The sequence below is a fragment of the Flagellimonas hadalis genome (assembly GCF_007785775.2).
GTDB classification, from domain to species: Bacteria; Bacteroidota; Bacteroidia; order Flavobacteriales; family Flavobacteriaceae; genus Flagellimonas; species Flagellimonas hadalis.
In genome coordinates this window covers 41,370-58,708 of the sequence record NZ_VNIK02000002.1, presented here as the reverse complement: position 1 = coordinate 58,708, position 17,339 = coordinate 41,370, and the positions used below count along the sequence as shown (strand labels likewise).

Here is a 17,339-nt window from a genome sequence, read left to right as displayed (position 1 = left end):
CTGTCCAATATATTTTTGGACAAAATGTTGGACAGCCTCCATTTAAATGTATGCTGAAAGTCCATATTGGGTCCTTTGGTTATAACGACCGGGACATTTTAAAAAACATTTTCTTTGAAGTCGCCAAGGGTGAGCATCTGGCATTGATGGGTGAAAGCGGTTCGGGCAAAAGCACCTTGCTGAAGATCATCTATGGAATGCTGCACGTAGAGGACGGTTCCATTTTTTGGGGAGACCAACAAGCGCTTGGTCCCAACTTCAATCTGGTTCCCGGAGAGCCCTATATGAAATACCTGGCCCAGGATTTTGACCTGATGCCCTACATTACCGTGGAGGAGAACATTGGGCAATTCCTGTCCGTTTTTGAAAGGGAAACACACCGAAAACGTATCGATGAGCTTTTGGCCCTCATCGAAATGGAGGCTTTTGCCAAGACCAAGGTGCAACAGCTCAGTGGCGGACAACAGCAGCGGGTGGCCCTCGCCCGGGTATTGGCACAGGAGCCCGAAATTCTCTTGCTGGACGAACCCTTTGGCCATATCGATAATTTCAAGCGCAATGCACTGCGTAGAAAATTGTTCCCCTATCTGAAGGAAAAAGGGATAACGGTGCTCACGGCCAGCCACGATCCCAACGATGTGCTTCCCTATGCGGAACGGACCATCGTTCTGGAGAAAGGGGAGATCATTGCCAACCAAAAGACCAGGAAACTGTACAAAAACCCTCCCAACCATTATACAGCCTCCCTTTTTGGTGAAGTGAGCGAGGTGCCCATCAAGCTTTTGAAATCTTATGCCAAAATAGAACGGTCGGTGTTGGTCTATCCCCACGAGTTCAAGGTCTCAAGCACGAGCGGGGTACGGGCAGAGGTACAACATTCTTTCTTTCGGGGGGAGCATTACCTCAATGAAGGAAGGGCGGACGATGGGACCCTTTTGTATTTCAACACGCCAAAAAAACAGACTAAGGGACAATTTGTTTTCCTTAACATATCTTTGAAGACCATCAACAAGCGCCTTCAGGTTGAACAAACAGCAAGTACATAGCGAACTGGCCTTCAAGGCCGTTCGGAGCAGTGGAGCTGGCGGACAGCACGTGAACAAGGTTTCCTCCAAAGTGGAGCTTACCTTTAACATCCCTTCCTCCGAAGGACTCTCCGATGCCGAAAAGGAACGTTTGTTGCTTAAGCTGTCCTCCCGATTGACCAACGATGGCACCCTATTGCTGCAATGTGACGAGGCACGGAGCCAGCACAAAAACAAGGAGTTGGTAGTGAAGCGTTTTTTCGAGGTGCTGAAAAAAGCCTTGGAGGTCCCCAAAAAGCGGAAACCTACCCAACCCACCAAATCTTCCATTGAAAAACGGTTGCAGTCCAAAAAGAAGGCTGCTGAAAAGAAGTCCAAAAGAAAACCACCTGATTTGGGGTAGTTGTAGGTGGATTTGGAAAATGATGCTTTGCCATTTCATGTCATCATTAGCACTTTCATATTGTTACAATCGGTTCATCAACAACGCAGCTCCACATCAACAAAAACAATCTTTTAGGCAAATCATAAAACGTGTTTAAAAAACACTTATATTGTGTCTGACAAAAAATGCTCTTTTTGTTGATGAGATATATTTTACCGTAATGATTCAGATGATGTCCCCAACATTATTTTTACGGAAGCAGGAAGATTCCATTCCCTCCACAGTCCCCAAAAAGGGGGCGATGCCCTTTTTTCTTATGCTTTTTATCCTTTGTTGTGGAAGCGCGCAAAACAAGAAGGCGCAAAACCCCATCATTTTCGCTGATGTACCCGATATGTCCATGGTGCGCGTCGGGGAGAATTACTATATGAGCAGTACCACCATGCACATGAGCCCAGGGGTTCCCATTATGAAATCCACGGATTTGGTCAATTGGAAATTGATGAACTATGCCTACGACACCTTGGCCGATGTGGACGCCCTTACTTTGGAGAATGGAAAAAATGCGTATGGGAGAGGGTCTTGGGCCAGTTGTATCAGGTATCACAAGGGCACTTTTTACGTGTTCACCTTTGCCGCGACCACAGGAAAAACCTACGTGTATTCCACTAAGGATATCGAAACGGGTCCGTGGGAGGTGAAATCCTTTGAACCCTCTTACCATGATCTTACAGTGCATTTTGATGATGATGGCAAGGTTTATATGATTTGGGGCAATGGAAAACTGATGATGGCCGAGCTAAAGCCTGATCTATCGGGCGTAAAGGAAGGCACGGAAAGGGTGCTCATCGAGAATGCCAGTGCCCTGGCAGGTGACGATATCATGTTGGGAGCGGAAGGTTCACAATTGTTCAAGGTCAATGGTAAATATTACCTGTTCAATATTACCTGGCCCCACAACGGCATGCGCACCGTATTGATCCATCGGGCCAATGCGATCACTGGTCCGTATGAAGGCAAGGTGGCATTACAGGATAGGGGCATTGCCCAAGGTGGGCTGATAGACACCCATGATGGTGATTGGTATGCCTATCTTTTCCGGGATTATGGCTCTGTGGGAAGAATACCGTATCTCGTCCCGGTCACATGGGAAGATGGCTGGCCTATTTTAGGTGTTGAGGGCAAGGTCCCCGATACTTTGCCCCTGCCTGCGGGTAAGGGACCTATTCCCAATATTGTGGCCAGTGATGAATTCAACAGAACCGAAAACGATCCCAAATTGCCCTTGGTCTGGCAATGGAACCATAACCCTGTGGACAGTCTATGGTCCTTGACCGATAGGAAAGGGCATCTAAGATTGACCACGGGGCGCATCGATGAAGATTTTGTGCAGGCAAGGAACACGCTGACCCAAAGAGCCATTGGTCCGGTCTGTTCGGGAACAACCGCTTTGGATGTATCAAACATGAAAGAAGGCGATTTTGCCGGATTGGCATTGCTTCAAAAGAAATACGGACAGATTGGGGTGAAAATTGAAAATGGCGCAAAAAAATTGGTGATGGTGAGTGCCGAGAACGATCAACCCAAAGAAATGGAAAGCCTGCCCTTACAGCAAAATGTGGTTTACTTAAGGGCAGATTGCGATTTCACCGACCTCCAGGACACGGCCAAGTTCTACTACAGTTTGGATGGAAAACAGTGGTCCCAACTCGGAAGCCAACTGAACATGTCCTACACCTTGCCCCATTTTATGGGGTATCGTTTTGGGCTCTTCAATTATGGAACCAAGAAAATAGGCGGCCACGCAGACTTCGATTATTTTAAAATAGCGGATTCATATTGAGCTGGACCCAAGGCAAAAAGAAAGGGTTTCGGGCATTTAAAAAACCCCTCACCCAACTTCCAAAACAGTATGGGAATTCCCATTGAACACAAAGGTTTCGCCCTTTTTCTTGCCCATCAACAGTTGCGCAATGGGCGCTTCCTGGGAAATGCAGTAAATCGGCTTCCCTCCTTGCTTAAAAGCTCCTGCTGATATGGCAATGAAATAATCGGCCGCATTGGTCCTTACCAAACTGCCCAAACCTATGGTTTCTGTCCTTTTTCGCACGTCCACCCGTTGTAGGGTGTTCTTTATTTTTTCCAGTTCCATGAACTGCTGGGCCAGTTTTTCCTGTTCCAGCTGCACCATGGCCCTGCCTGTTTCGTGCTTGTCCCCTGTGGAGTTCTTGGTCTCGGAGTCCAAGGATTCCTGAAGGTCTGCATGACTGTTCTTTAGCCTTTGGGACTTTTCACCAACGTAATCCCAACAAAATTTCAAAAGTTGTTCCTTTATCACCATCTGCAAATATCATTATACAAATGTCAATCTAAAAATAGTTTCTTGATTTGGTAAGGACCTGACTTGGATGCCCCCTCCGTGCAATTGCACCACTCTTTTGGAAAGGCTCAACCCAATACCGGTTCCCTCACTTTTGGTGGTAAAGAAAGGCACGAAGATCTCATCCATCACCTCTGGTGGAATGCCCGGGCCATTGTCCTGTACCTCAATATATTTGGTGCCGTTCCCATCCTGTCCTGCTACGATGCGCACCTTTCCCTTTTCAATGTTTTCCACGGATTGGAGGGCGTTCTTGGCGAGGTTGATCAGCACTTGGGCAATCTGCTTTTCGTCAATGAAGAACTCCAAATCCTCCGGATGGCAGCCCACTTGAAAATCCACTTCGGAATCGTGCAGCCTGGCGGACATGAGCACATCTATCTTGTCCAAAAGCTCCTTGCCCCTCACAATGGTCTTGTTGGGTTCCGGCACATGCAGCAGGCTTCGGTACGATTGCACAAAATCCATAAGGTTGCCCCCTTGTTCCTTGATCACCTCCAATCCTTTGAGGGTGTTCTTGATCTGGCTTTCCTCCAATTCTTCCAATGGGGTTATCCTGCCATGGTTCCGGTAATACCTGATGATGGAATCCGAAATGGAAGCAATGGGCGTGATGGTGTTCATGATCTCGTGGGTAAGCACCCGGATCAACCGCACCCAGGATTCCGTTTCCTTTTCGTCCAGTTCCTTGTGGATGTCCTGTACCACCACCAACAGCAGCGACTTTCCGTCCAGTGTCAAAGGTGTCGATTTTAATGACAGTTGGGTCTGTTCACGTTCATTGGAAAGTTGGAACAGTTTCCGTTCAAAAGGCTGGAAGTCCTTGAAAACGTGGTACAGTTTTTCATCCACCTGCATCAATTGTTTGATGTGGTTCAATGGAGAATGGTCCAAAAGTTTTTCCAGTGTGGGGTTGGAGAAAAGGATATGCCCCTTTTCATTGTAGGTCATGATCCCTATGCTGGCCTGCTTCAAGATCTCTTGATAGTATTGTTCCCTGATCTGAAGCTGAAGGTGCACTTCTTGGATAAGTCCGTTCACCCGGTTCAGGCTTTGGTTGAGCTCTTTGAAGGACTTTATGGCCACCCTTTCCGGAAAACGGAGCGTAAAATCCTCGTTTCGGATGGCGTCAAAAAAATAAGCAATCTTTCTGTTGGTGCTGTTGATAAATGAAATCAACGCATAGACCTGTGCCCCAAAAAGGATGGTACAAAAAGATAGCGCAAGATACTTCTGCCATGCCACTGAAAAAGCCAATCCCAGTGCCGTAAGCGCAATCAGGATTACCCTGATGATAAGCTGAAAATAAAAGTTGCGGCTGGCCATTAGGGGTTCTTTTTCTTCAACTTGTTGTAGAGGGTCTGTCGCGAAATGCCCAATTGCTCTGCAGCGGCGCTATAGTTCCCTTCGTTCTGGTCCAATGCCCTGGAGATCATCTGCTGCTCCATCTCGTTCAAGGTCAATGGTTGCCCGTCAAAAGACTGTGTGGGTTTGGCATGCAACAAAAAATCCGTGGGTTTGAGCACGTTGCCATCGGACAAGATCACGGCCCGTTCCATGGTGTGCTGCAGTTCGCGCACATTGCCCGGCCAGAGGTATTCCATCAACTTTTCCTGGGCCAGGTTGTTCATCTTCAACCCAGGTTTATCGTATTTGTGCGCAAATTTTTTGAGGAAAAATTCGGCCAGTACCAAAATATCCTCGCCCCGCTCCCTTAAGGGAGGCACCTCTATGTGGATGGTGTTGATCCTGTAAAGCAAATCTTCCCTGAAAAGTCCGTCCACCACCATTTGTTCCAAGTTGCAGTTTGTGGCGCAGATTAATCTGATGTCCACATTGACAGGCTTGTTGGAGCCTACCCTGACCACCGATCGGTTCTGGATGGACGACAGGAGTTTTGCCTGCATCTGCAAGGAAAGGTTGCCTATCTCGTCCAGAAAAAGAGTGCCCTGGTGCGCCGCCTCAAACTTGCCCGCACGGTCTTCCTTGGCATCGGTGAACGATCCCTTGGTATGCCCGAAAAGCTCGCTTTCAAAAAGGTTTTCCGCAATGGAGCCCATATCCACCCCAATGAAGACCTCATCTTTTCTGGCAGACAAACGGTGCAGTTCACGGGCGATGAGCTCTTTTCCTGTACCGTTTTCCCCTGTGATCAATACGTTGACGTCCGTTTTGGCCACTTTGGCCGCAAGATCCAACACGGAGCCAAGGGCCTTGGATTGGCCTATGATCAAATTCTTCCCCTCATTGATGACCTGTTTCAAACTGCTCTCCTTCTTTTTGAGGTTATGGATTTCCTGCTTCGACTTCCTGAGTTCGTAGGCCGACCTCACCGTGGTCATCAACCTTTCGTTGTTCCAGGGTTTTAGTACAAAGTCAGAGGCCCCTTGCTTTATGGCGGTCACCGCCAGGTCCACCGCTCCATAGGCGGTCATCATGATGACGGAGGTGTTCGGGGATTTCTTTTTGATCTCGTTGAGCCAGAACAACCCTTCGTTGCCCGTGTTCACCCCAGCCGAAAAATTCATGTCCAGCAGCACAATATCGATTTCTTCCATGTTCGGGAACGAGGAAATCTGGTTCGGGTTGAAAAGGGTCTGGACGCTTTTGTACTCAAACTGTAACAAAATCTCCAAAGCGCTCAACACGCTCCTATTATCGTCTATGACCAAGATCTTGGCGTCAACCATTTGGATTCTTTTATAGCATCCAAAGCTACAAATTGGAACCATACACTCCGATGGGGTGTAAAATATTTGGACGTTTTTTGTACAATTTTTTTACACCAAATTTTAAATACGTATTTTTAAATAGCCATATTTAATTGATTTTCAGTTTAATACATATTTGGCACAAGAATGGTCTCTATTTTTGGCACAGGATAAAACTATGAACCTTAAAACATACATTGTCAGTCTGTTCTTCTTGGCCTCCTTGGTCGGGTTTTCACAAGAAACCTGGAACTTGGATGAATGCGTGGCCTATGCCATTGAGCACAATCTCCAGGTGAAGAACACCAATTATGACAAAGATTCGAGCAAAGAAAGCTATCGTCAATCCATTAGGGACCTGCTTCCATCGGTAAGCGGATCCACCAACTATACCATCAATTACGGTAGGTCTGCGGATCCGAACACCAACGATTATGTGAACACGGAGTTTTTTAGCAACAACTATTCATTGGGGGCCAGTCTGGATCTGTTCCAGGGCTTTCAAAAAATGAACACCATCAGGGCGTCCAAGTTTATCTACAAGGCCACCCAAGAGGATGTGCTCCAACAAAAGTTCCTTTTGGCCTTTAGGGTAATGAACGCCTTTTATGATATCAAGTTCAACGAGGGCCTTGTGGCCAACAGTCTGGAGCAGTTGGAAATTTCGCAGGCCAACTACGACCTTGTCAAAAAACAGGTGGATCTGGGAATGATGGCCGGAGCCGACCTATACGAAGCGGAGTCCGCTCTATTGGCCGATAAACTGCTGGTGACCCAGAACAGGAACCAATTGGCCAATGCCAAACTGGTCTTATTGCAGGAGATGAACCTTATCGATCAAAACGACATCGTGCTCCAAGAAACATTGGACCCCACTGCCGAAGAGACCCAGGACAGTATTTCCCTTGACACGCTTTACCAAACGGCCAGAAGCTTTGTGCCGCTTGTAAAATCGCAGGAATACCGGGTAAGCGCAGCCAAGAAGCAGTTGCAGGCTACCCGGGGAACGTTGTACCCCTCCCTGTCGTTGACCGCTGGCTATGGAACCAGCTATTTTGAGACCAATGTGGACGAGAACGGCAACATCATTCCCTTCAAGACCCAGTTCAACGACAATGCCTCAAAGTACATGGGCGCCCAGTTGAACATTCCCATCAGCAACGGATGGTCTGCCCACTCCAGGGTAAAGCAGCAAAAAATTGCCTATCTGCAAGAAAAGAACAACCTTGAGATACAAGAGCAGGAACTGTTTCGGCTGTTGCAACAGCTAGTTCAGGACAACCTTTCGTTCACTGTCGAATATGAACAGAGCAACCAAAAGGTGAAGGCTCAGCAACTGGCCTTTGACATTGCACAAAAAAGGTACGAGAAGGGGCTGATCAATGCCTTGGACCTCTTTCAGGCCAAAAACCTTTTTGCCGTTGCACAAAATGAAAACCTACAGGTGGGGCTGAAATTGAAAGTCAACCAAAGTACCATAGACTTCTATAGCGGACTGCCCATTTTTAATATCAACTAAAACGAACCATGGATATACAATTAGAAAAAAAGAAAGGACTCAAACCAAAACATTACGGATACATTGCCTTGGGCTTGCTCCTATTGTTCGTGGGCTGGAAATTGCTCTTTGCCACTACCATGTCCACCTTCAGGACCGAAAAGGAACGCCTTTCCATCTCCGCCGTGACCGCGGGCAAGTTCGATGATTACATTACCATCAACGGAAACGTGGCGCCCATTGCCACCATCTATATGGATGCCTACGAAGGCGGTCGTGTTTCTGAAAAATTGATCGAGGAAGGGTCCATGGTAAAAAAAGGGGATATCATCCTCAAATTGGAGAACATGAACCTGTATGAGCAGATCTTGGCGAGCGAAAGTAATCTGGCACTAAAGCAGAACGACCTCCGTTCCACCAAACTAACCTTCGATTCCAGACAGGTCGAGGGGAAAAAATCTTTGGCCAATGCGGAATATGACCTTGAGCGTCTCAAGCGTAATTATGAACAGAACAAGGCCCTTTTTGAAGATGAGTTGATCTCCAAGGAAACTTACCTCCTCTCCAAGGCGGATTATGAGCTGGCCCAAAAACAGTTCGAGATCGTAAAGTTGCAAACAGAGCAGGACGACCAGCTGCGTGAGACTTCCCTAAAAGGCTTGGATGCCGATCTGGCGCGGATGCACCAGACCCTTTCCATGGTCTATGAGCGGTTGGACCACCTCAACGTGCGTGCCCCCGCAGATGGTCAATTGGGCTTTCTGGACGCGGAGATCGGGCAAAACATAGCGCAAGGACAACGGATAGGACAGATCAATGTACTCACCGACTTTAAGATCGAGGCCGACATCGACGAGCATTACATCGACCGGGTGAAGCGGGACCTTTCGGCAACATTGGAACGCAACGGGAACGAATATGGCCTTCGCCTGCGCAAGGTGTATCCCGAGGTACGAAATGGGAGATTCCGGGTGGACCTCGTTTTTACAGGTGAAAAACCGGAGACCATCCGTGCCGGACAGAGTTATAACATCCGATTGCAATTGGGCGAGTCCAACGATGCGCTGTTACTGCCCAAGGGCGGATTTTTCCAGAGCACTGGCGGGCAATGGGTGTTTGTGGTGTCCCCCAATGGAGAGGAAGCCATCAGGCGGAACGTTCGGTTGGGCAAACAAAATTCGAGATATTATGAGGTCCTGGAAGGACTTCAACCCGGGGAGCAGGTCATTACCAGCAACTATGACAGTTTTGGCGATGCGGAACGGATTGTTCTAAAATAAACGCAAAGTGTAACACCGATCAAATTTTATCAGTCTTTAAAAAACAACCATTTAAAAATGATACAGATACAGAACCTTAAAAAGAGTTTCCGGACAGAAGAAGTGGAAACCTTGGCCCTGAACGGGGTCAACCTAAAAGTGGCCGAAGGGGAATTTGTGGCCATTATGGGCCCTTCCGGGTGCGGGAAGTCCACTTTGCTGAACATCATAGGCATGTTGGACAACCCCACGGATGGCAGCTACAAGTTTGCGGGCCACGAAGTGGGCGGGCTGAAGGAGAGCCAACGGACCCAATTGCGAAAGGGAAACCTGGGATTTGTGTTCCAGAGCTTCAACCTTATTGACGAACTCACCGTTTTTGAAAACGTGGAGCTTCCGTTGATCTACCTTAAAATGAGCAAATCGGAAAGAAAGGAAAAAGTACAGAAAGTTCTGGAACGCATGAAAATTGCCCATAGAGAGAAGCACTTCCCACAGCAACTTTCGGGAGGGCAGCAACAAAGGGTCGCCATTGCCCGCGCCGTGGTCACCAATCCAAAACTGATTCTGGCGGATGAGCCCACGGGTAACCTGGATTCCAAAAACGGGATCGAAGTAATGAACCTGTTGACAGAGCTCAATCAAGAGGGCACCACCATTGTGATGGTAACGCACTCCGACCGCGATTCACACTATGCGCACAGGGTCATCAACCTGTTCGACGGACAAATTGTGACCGAAAGCCAGAACAAGCCTATGGGAGCCATGGTCTAGGGGTTTATTCATCAATCAAAAAAAATCAAAAACCCATTATGTTCAAAAACAATCTAAAAGTCGCCTGGAGAAACCTGAAATCGAACAAATTGTTTTCAGGAATCAACATCATTGGGCTTTCCATGGGGCTGACCATCGTCATGCTCCTTTTTCTGTTTATTTCCCATGAGAGGAGTTTCGACTCCATGTTTCCCAAAAAAGACCGGATCCAACGGGTTCTCTTGAAAACCGATGGTGACTTCGGCTTTGAAATTTGGGCCACTGTGCCTCCGGTAACCGCTTTGGCCATGAAGGAAGAAGTGACCAATGTGGAAAGTGCGACAAGGTTGTTAAAACATAATTTTGGCAGACCCGCATCCTTGCGTATAAACAACCAAAACTTCACCGAGGACCTCTTTTATTGGGTGGACAAGGAGTTGTTGACCATTTTCGATGTTGAACTGGTAAAGGGAGATGCGGCCACAGCTTTGGACAGGCCCGGAACGGTCATTCTTTCCGAAACGGCTGCGCAGACCTATTTCAACCAGGAAAATCCGGTCGGCCAAACCATTATGGTGGATAACGAACGTGAACTTGAGGTGACCGGGGTATACAAGGATTTCCCTGAAAACAGCACACTTGACGCAGAAATCATGGCCTCGAGCAACGGATACTGGTTTTACGATCGAAAATCTTGGAGTAATGCCAGTTTTGAGACCTATTGCTTATTAAAGGAAAACGTTTCTATAGATGCCACCCAAACACAGATAGATCAAATGCTGGATGCAAACCTCGCCAAAGAAAACCAATGGTACTCCTTCGGTTTACAACCATTGGGCAAGGTACACCTGTATTCCGCCTCTTACGGAAATTCCTATACCTCCCGCATTGGGGACATCAACGAAGTACGCAACCTGACCTATTTGGCCATTTTGATCCTTCTGATTGCGTGTGTCAATTACATGAACCTTACCACGGCACGTTCCCAAAAGCGTTCCAAGGAAGTGGGCATCAGTAAAACCTTGGGAGCCTCTTCGGAATCTTTAGTGGGTAGGTTCTATGTGGAAACCGGGTTGATCACCGCTATTTCCATTGTCTTGGGAGTTGCACTGACCCTGTTGTTGTTGCCCAGCTTTAATGCCTTGACAAATCAACACTTGACCCTAGATCTATTGCTCAACCCATCCTTTGTGTTGGCCGCGTTGGGGGTTTGGCTTGTAACGACTTTGTTTTCTGGATTGTACCCTTCCATGTATCTGTCCCGTTTTATGCCGAAGGAAATCCTATCTCCTTCCTTAAAAAGGGGAAAAGGGAATGTGGTCATCCGTAAAGGTTTGGTAGTGATGCAGTTTGCCGCTTCGACCGCATTGATCGTTGGGGTGATGGTCATCTACCAGCAAACCCAATACATCCAAAACAAGAACCTTGGTTTTGCGGCGGACAACGTCATGGCCGTTTCCATAGGTGGATTGCGTGGGGAAGAAAACAAGGATGCCTTGGTACAGGAGTTTAAAAACCTCTCGGAGGTAACCGCCGTATCCATGGTCCAAGGATATCCCGGTATGGATGTGAGCGGACGGACACTTAAGAGAAAAGGCACGGATGAACAGGGTCTGAACATTCAGACCAATGTAACCGATGCAAGTATTGTGGATGCCCTTAAGCTACATCTTTTGGCTGGCAGTAGCCTGCCCAAGTTCAAAAATGAAAAAGATACGTTGGTGGAAGTGGTGTTGAACAAAAAGGCCATCGATTATTTGGGATTCTCCCCAGAAGAGGCCATCGGAAAGGAAGTGTATATCGGGGTTCCCAATACCATTGTTGGGGTGGTGGATGATTTCAACTACGAATCGTTGCACCAGCCCATTGGGGCCTATGCATTCCATAACAGTCAAAGTGAAGGTAAATCGTTCATGCTGGTGCGTTTCAAATCTGGGAATTTGGGCCATACGGTTGCCGGCCTTAAAAGTACATTCACCAGAATTGTTCCCAATCTGGATTTCAACTACTCCTTTTTGGATCAAAATATTGCAAGGATGTATGCTCGTGAAAAGCGGGCGGGACAGATCAGCATTGTATTCTGTCTGTTGGCCATTTTTGTGGCGGCCTTGGGCCTTTTTGGCCTTGCAGCCTATACGGCCGAACAGCGCAGAAAGGAAATCGGTATCAGAAAAGTGTTGGGAGCATCGGTGGGCAAGATCAGTCAAATGCTTTCCATGGATTTTGCCAAGTTGGTCCTTATCGCCTTGCTCATAGGATTCCCGCTTGCCTATTTTTCCATGGAAAATTGGCTCGAAGGTTTTGCCTATCGAATCGATATACAATGGTGGGTGTTCCTGCTTGCGGGAACGATTGCCTTGGGCATAGCTTTACTGACCGTTAGCTTTCAATCCATTAGGGCTGCATTGACCAATCCCGTAAAAAGTTTGCGGACCGAATGAATTGACATCATCAAAAAATAACCATCATGATCAAAAACCATTTCAAAATCGCCTGGAGAAGCCTTACCAAAAGGAAGGGCTTTGCCTTTATCAACATTTTTGGCCTATCCCTCGGCTTTGGTTGCAGCATTTTGGTTTTTCTTTTTGTGAGCCACCATTTACGGTACGATAATTTCCATGCTAACGCTGAGCGCATCTACAGGGTAAATACAGAAGAGCACAGGGACATCATCGATTACGAAGCGGCCGTGCCCCCTGGTTTTGCCAATGCATTCAAGCAAGATTACGATTATGCCGAAATCGTGGCCAAGAATGTGACCAAGGATGATTGGCTGGTGACCACTGAAAACGGAACTGGGAAAAAACAGTTCAAGGTCGATGTGGCCTTCACCGAAACTGGATTTTTTGAAATATTCAACTATCCTTTGATAGATGGCACCAATGGAGCGCCCATATCGGAACCCAACACGGCCTTGATCACTGAACAGCTGGCCAACACAATTTTCGGCGATACCGATCCCATCAACCAGACTTTTGTTTTGGAGAACAGTGAGACCATCCGTGTTACCGGAGTGCTGAAGGACCTGCCCAAAACAACGTTGACCCAATCCCAAATTTTTGTGTCCTTCGAGACATTGAAAAGCTATGATGAATTTACGTCATCCGAAAACTGGGGAGGAATCAACTCTTCACTGCACTGTTATGTGCTCATGCGCCCAAACCAAGATATTGCGCAGATCGAGGAACAACTCAAAGGATATGTCCAAAAATTCAGGCCCGTACACAAAAATGTGCACCGCTATAAATTGCAGCAGCTATCGGACGTCCATTTCGACAAACGCTATGAGGGAGGTATGGATCCCAAAACGCTTTGGATATTTTCCTTTGTGGGCCTTTTTATCCTTATCGTGGCCAGCATCAACTTTATCAACATATCAACCGCACAATCCACCTATCGTTCCAAGGAAGTCGGGGTGCGCAAGGTGCTGGGCAGTTTTAAGGGACAGTTGTTCTGGCAGTTCATGGCCGAAACCTTCATCATTTGCATTTCCGCCTTGGTGTTGGGCGCTGGCCTATGTCTTTTGGCACTGCCTTCCTTCAATGCTGTTTTTGACCTGGAACTTTCTTTCAAGGAACTCTTGAATGTCAAGTTCTTTGTTTTTGTCCTTTCCATTTTGGCATTGGTCACATTCTTGTCCGGAAGTTATCCTGGAGCCATCTTGACGCGCATAGCTCCCGTCTTGGCCCTAAAAAGAAAGATATCCCAAAACGATGCGGGTGGATATCTCACCCGAAAAACATTGGTGGTCACGCAATTTGTCATTTCCATTGTGCTGATCATTGGTACCATAGTGGTAGGAAAACAATTGAAATACGCCATCAATTCCGATCTCGGTTTTGAAAAGGAGAGCATTGTGATGGTAGAAATACCTGATGATATTGAATCCATTAAACTTCAAGGCCTTAAAGATCGGATTACAAAAAATTCTGGTGTGGAAATTGTTACGGCCTGCTTTGCGTCCCCAGGAGCTGGTAACAACTCATGGGGGACCAGTGTAAAGTTCAACAATAACCCTGAATCAGAAGAATTTAATCTTCTGGTAAAGGCAGGTGACAAAAATTATTTGGATGTCTTCAACCTGAAATTGGTGGCTGGCAGGGAATTTTATGAAAAGGATTCTGTGTACGAAGTCATCGTCAATGAAGATTTTGTTCGGAAGGTTGGCCTTTCCAATCCACAAGAAGCCCTGGACAAGTCAATCATCATCAATGGTGATTTGGTCAAGGGAAGGATTGTAGGGGTAGTCGCTGATTTTCATGATGAAGATTTTCATTCCAAAATCAATCCCATTTTTATTGCTCCACATCCAATGCTTTATACAGATTTGGCAATAAAAATCAATTTGGCAAATGCTAAAGGTGCCTTGCAACATATTGAAAGGGAATGGTCTGCCGCCTTTCCCGATTATATTTTTGAGTATGCCTTTTTAGATGACCGTGTCGCGCAGCTTTATGAATCAGAACAACGGTTTTTATCACTGATCGGCGTTTTCTCGGGACTTGCCATTTTCATCGGTTGTTTGGGTATTTATGGTCTTATCCTATTTTTCATAGTTCAAAAGACCAAGGAAATAGGCATCCGGAAAGTTTTGGGGGGCAGCATACAGCATTTGGTGGGCATTGTGGTCCAGGATTTTTTCAAGCTGATCATCATAGCTGGGCTCATCGCCGCACCAGTGGCTTGGTATTTTATGGACAGATGGCTGGAAAACTTTGAGTACCGTACCAATATAAGCTGGTGGATCTTTGTTGTGGCGGTCGCCGTTGTGATGGCCATCACCCTGATTACCATTATCTATCAAGCATTGAAGGCCGCATTGACCAATCCCATAAAAAGTTTGCGGACCGAATGAACTGACATCATCAACATCATCAAAAAACAATCATCATGTTTAAAAACCATTTACGAATCGCTTGGCGCAACATCAAAAAGGACAAGCTTTTTACCACCATTAAAATTGGTGGTTTTGCCGTAGGTATAGCCGCTTGTCTTCTGATTGCCCTTTTTATTGGGAACGAGCTGAGCTACGACACCCATTACCGGAACAAGAACCGGATTTACCGTGTGGTGATGCAGGGCGTTATGGGAGGCGAGCAATTGAAGAGCGTCCATTTTCAACTCCCGTTCGCCGAAACCTTGGAAGCCACCTTTCCGGAAGTGCTGAAGGCAGGCAAAATAAACACCAGCGAGCTTTTTGGTGCCGGAAGAAGACCATTGCGGGCCGCCGGGACCTCCCAGAACAATTTTGAGGAAGGCTTCATCTATGCAGACCAGCAGGTTTTCGATATTTTGGAACTTGAACTGTCCGAGGGCACGCCGGAGAACCTTTTGACCAATCCCGGAAGCGTGGTGATGACAGCCAAAAAGGCCGCCAAATATTTCCCAGAGGGCAATGCTGTGGGGAAAACCGTCTATTTGGACGATAACTCCACCCGACCTTACACGGTGACCGGGGTCATAAAGGAAGACCTTTCAAAGAAAACCCACCTCGATTTCGATTTTCTTCTGGCCATCGAGGACACTAACATGAGCTGGTCCAACAGCAATTACTTCACCTATCTGTTGCTCGATGACAAAGCGGATGTGGCGGCCTTGGAGAAGAAAATGCGTTCCATTCTCGAGCAATATGTCATCCCGGCATATAAGGAAAGAATGAGGGGAGAGGAATTCATGGAAGTTTTAAAAACGTTGGAATACAAACTACAGCCCATTGCGGACATTCACCTAAGATCTGATGCCAAAATGGGTGATGGGCTAAAACATGGCGACATCCGTTTTGTTTGGTTGTTTGCTGCCATTGCCGGGTTTGTACTCTTGTTGGCGGTAATCAATTTCATCAATCTGTCCACTGCAAAATCCGCTAACAGGGCCAAAGAGGTGGGGCTCAAAAAAACTGTTGGTGCCTTTAAAAGCCATTTAGTGGGCCAGTTCCTGACCGAATCTGTCATCTATAGCCTCATTTCCTTTGTTATCGGAGTTTTTCTGGCTTGGCTGTTGCTTCCCACCTTCAATACCATTGCGGCCAAAAGCATCGTCATGCCCTGGTCGGCCTGGTGGTTCTTGCCCACCATTGCACTGGCGGCCTTGTTCGTTGGGATCATGGCCGGTCTTTATCCCGCCTTTTACCTCTCCGCCTTCAAACCGGTGAACGTGCTCAAGGGCACCCTGAGCACCGGGAGCAAAAGCGGCAAACTCCGTAGTGGTCTGGTCGTTGTCCAATTTACCACCTCAGTGGTGTTGATCATCGGCACCTTGATCATCTACAACCAAATGAATTTCATTTTGGACAAGAAATTGGGCTTCAACAAAGATCAAGTACTGGTCATAAAAGGGACCAATCTTCTAAAGGACAACTCGCAGTCCTTCAAAGAAAGGCTTCTTGGGCTGTCCGATGTGAAGGCGGTTTCCATAAGCGATTACCTTCCCATTGAGGGCACCAAGCGGAACGGGAACACTTTCGGGGCAATCTCCAACGGAAGGCAGGAAATTTCAGTGCCCGCACAGATATGGCGTGTGGACCACGATTACATCAACACGCTTGGGTTGCAATTGAAGGAGGGACGCGGCTTTTCGAAGGATTTTGCCAGCGATTCATCCGCTATTGTGATCAATTCCACCATGGCCAAGGAACTGGGTTTTGAGGATCCAATAGGAAAACGCATCAACAACGGGGAGGACTGGACCATCATCGGGGTGGTGGAGGATTTCCATTTCAAGAACCTTAAAGAGGATATTGCCCCTGTTTCCCTGGTCATTGGCGACAGCCCCAGCATGGTGTCCGTCAAACTGAACAGTAGCGAAGCCGCGAACGCCATCCGTGACATACAAGCAATCTGGCAACAATATGTGCCGCAACAGGCCTTTGAATATACCTTTCTGGACCAGGAATTTGCCCACATGCACGACGATGTCCAGCGTATGGGGAAAATATTCAACAGTTTTGCCCTGTTCGCCATTTTTGTGGCCTGTTTGGGACTCTTCGCCCTCTCCGCATTCTTGGTGGAACAACGGAAAAAGGAAATCAGTATCCGTTTGGTTCTTGGAGCTCCCTTCAAAAGCATTTATCAGCTGCTCACCATGGATTTCATGAAATTGATCCTATTGTCGATCATCATCGCCATCCCCATAGGTTGGTATATGATGGGCCGATGGCTGGAGGATTTTGCATACAGGGTCCATATCTCATGGGGAACTTTTCTATTGGCCGGGCTTTTGGCCCTGTTGATCGCATTATTGACAGTAAGTTTTCAATCCATACGTGCCGCATTGACTAACCCCGCCAAAACATTGAGGGCAGAATAAACAGCAACCAAAAAAACGAACCA

12 protein-coding genes are annotated in these 17,339 nt (G+C 47.2%); 9 read left to right on the top strand and 3 right to left on the bottom strand.

Annotation, left to right across the window (positions count from 1 at the left end; genetic code table 11):
* The first annotated feature begins 50 nt into the window (after positions 1 to 50).
* The 3 genes from FOT42_RS04375 to FOT42_RS04365 all read left to right on the top strand — a co-directional run bounded on the left by FOT42_RS04375 (position 51) and on the right by FOT42_RS04365 (position 3,253).
* Positions 51 to 1,046, top strand: coding sequence for an ABC transporter ATP-binding protein (locus tag FOT42_RS04375; protein ID WP_151889368.1), 996 nt, complete (start codon positions 51 to 53; stop codon positions 1,044 to 1,046).
* Complete coding sequence (gene arfB, locus FOT42_RS04370) at positions 1,024 to 1,428, top strand: alternative ribosome rescue aminoacyl-tRNA hydrolase ArfB (RefSeq protein WP_151889367.1); 405 nt, start codon at positions 1,024 to 1,026, stop codon at positions 1,426 to 1,428. Before FOT42_RS04375 ends, arfB begins: the two co-directional genes overlap by 23 nt.
* 283 nt (positions 1,429 to 1,711) lie before the next feature.
* Positions 1,712 to 3,253: a glycoside hydrolase family 43 protein gene (locus FOT42_RS04365; protein ID WP_151889366.1), complete on the top strand. Its 1,542-nt coding sequence runs from the start codon at positions 1,712 to 1,714 to the stop codon at positions 3,251 to 3,253.
* A gap of 48 nt (positions 3,254 to 3,301) precedes the next feature.
* On the opposite strand, the gene FOT42_RS04360 is transcribed toward FOT42_RS04365, so the two are convergent.
* The 3 genes from FOT42_RS04360 to FOT42_RS04350 are packed head-to-tail and all read right to left on the bottom strand — an operon-like array spanning position 3,302 to position 6,480.
* Positions 3,302 to 3,751: a 3-oxoacyl-ACP synthase gene (locus FOT42_RS04360; RefSeq protein WP_192938319.1), complete on the bottom strand. Its 450-nt coding sequence runs from the start codon at positions 3,749 to 3,751 to the stop codon at positions 3,302 to 3,304.
* Between the two features lie 12 nt (positions 3,752 to 3,763).
* Complete coding sequence (locus FOT42_RS04355) at positions 3,764 to 5,116, bottom strand: sensor histidine kinase (RefSeq protein ID WP_151889365.1); 1,353 nt, start codon at positions 5,114 to 5,116, stop codon at positions 3,764 to 3,766.
* Positions 5,116 to 6,480, bottom strand: a complete 1,365-nt coding sequence (locus FOT42_RS04350; RefSeq protein WP_151889364.1) for a sigma-54-dependent transcriptional regulator — start codon at positions 6,478 to 6,480, stop codon at positions 5,116 to 5,118. Before FOT42_RS04350 ends, FOT42_RS04355 begins: the two co-directional genes overlap by 1 nt.
* A gap of 199 nt (positions 6,481 to 6,679) precedes the next feature.
* Between FOT42_RS04350 and FOT42_RS04345 the strand changes: the two genes are divergently transcribed.
* From FOT42_RS04345 to FOT42_RS04320, 6 genes are read left to right on the top strand one after another with little or no spacing between them, the layout of a single operon-like run.
* Positions 6,680 to 8,020 (top strand): TolC family protein, encoded by a 1,341-nt coding sequence (locus FOT42_RS04345; RefSeq protein ID WP_151889363.1) that lies wholly within the window; start codon positions 6,680 to 6,682, stop codon positions 8,018 to 8,020.
* Positions 8,021 to 8,028: 8 nt separating this feature from the next.
* A complete protein-coding gene (locus tag FOT42_RS04340; protein ID WP_151889362.1) occupies positions 8,029 to 9,279 on the top strand; it encodes an efflux RND transporter periplasmic adaptor subunit in 1,251 nt (416 codons plus the stop codon).
* Between the two features lie 57 nt (positions 9,280 to 9,336).
* Positions 9,337 to 10,032: an ABC transporter ATP-binding protein gene (locus tag FOT42_RS04335; protein WP_151889361.1), complete on the top strand. Its 696-nt coding sequence runs from the start codon at positions 9,337 to 9,339 to the stop codon at positions 10,030 to 10,032.
* 38 nt (positions 10,033 to 10,070) lie between these two features.
* On the top strand, positions 10,071 to 12,452 hold the full coding sequence (locus FOT42_RS04330; protein ID WP_151889360.1) for an ABC transporter permease: 2,382 nt from the start codon (positions 10,071 to 10,073) through the stop codon (positions 12,450 to 12,452).
* 26 nt (positions 12,453 to 12,478) lie between these two features.
* Entirely contained in the window at positions 12,479 to 14,866 is a 2,388-nt protein-coding gene (locus tag FOT42_RS04325) for an ABC transporter permease (protein WP_151889359.1), read from the top strand.
* A 35-nt stretch (positions 14,867 to 14,901) separates the two neighbouring features.
* A complete protein-coding gene (locus tag FOT42_RS04320; RefSeq protein WP_151889358.1) occupies positions 14,902 to 17,316 on the top strand; it encodes an ABC transporter permease in 2,415 nt (804 codons plus the stop codon).
* Positions 17,317 to 17,339: the final 23 nt, after the last annotated feature.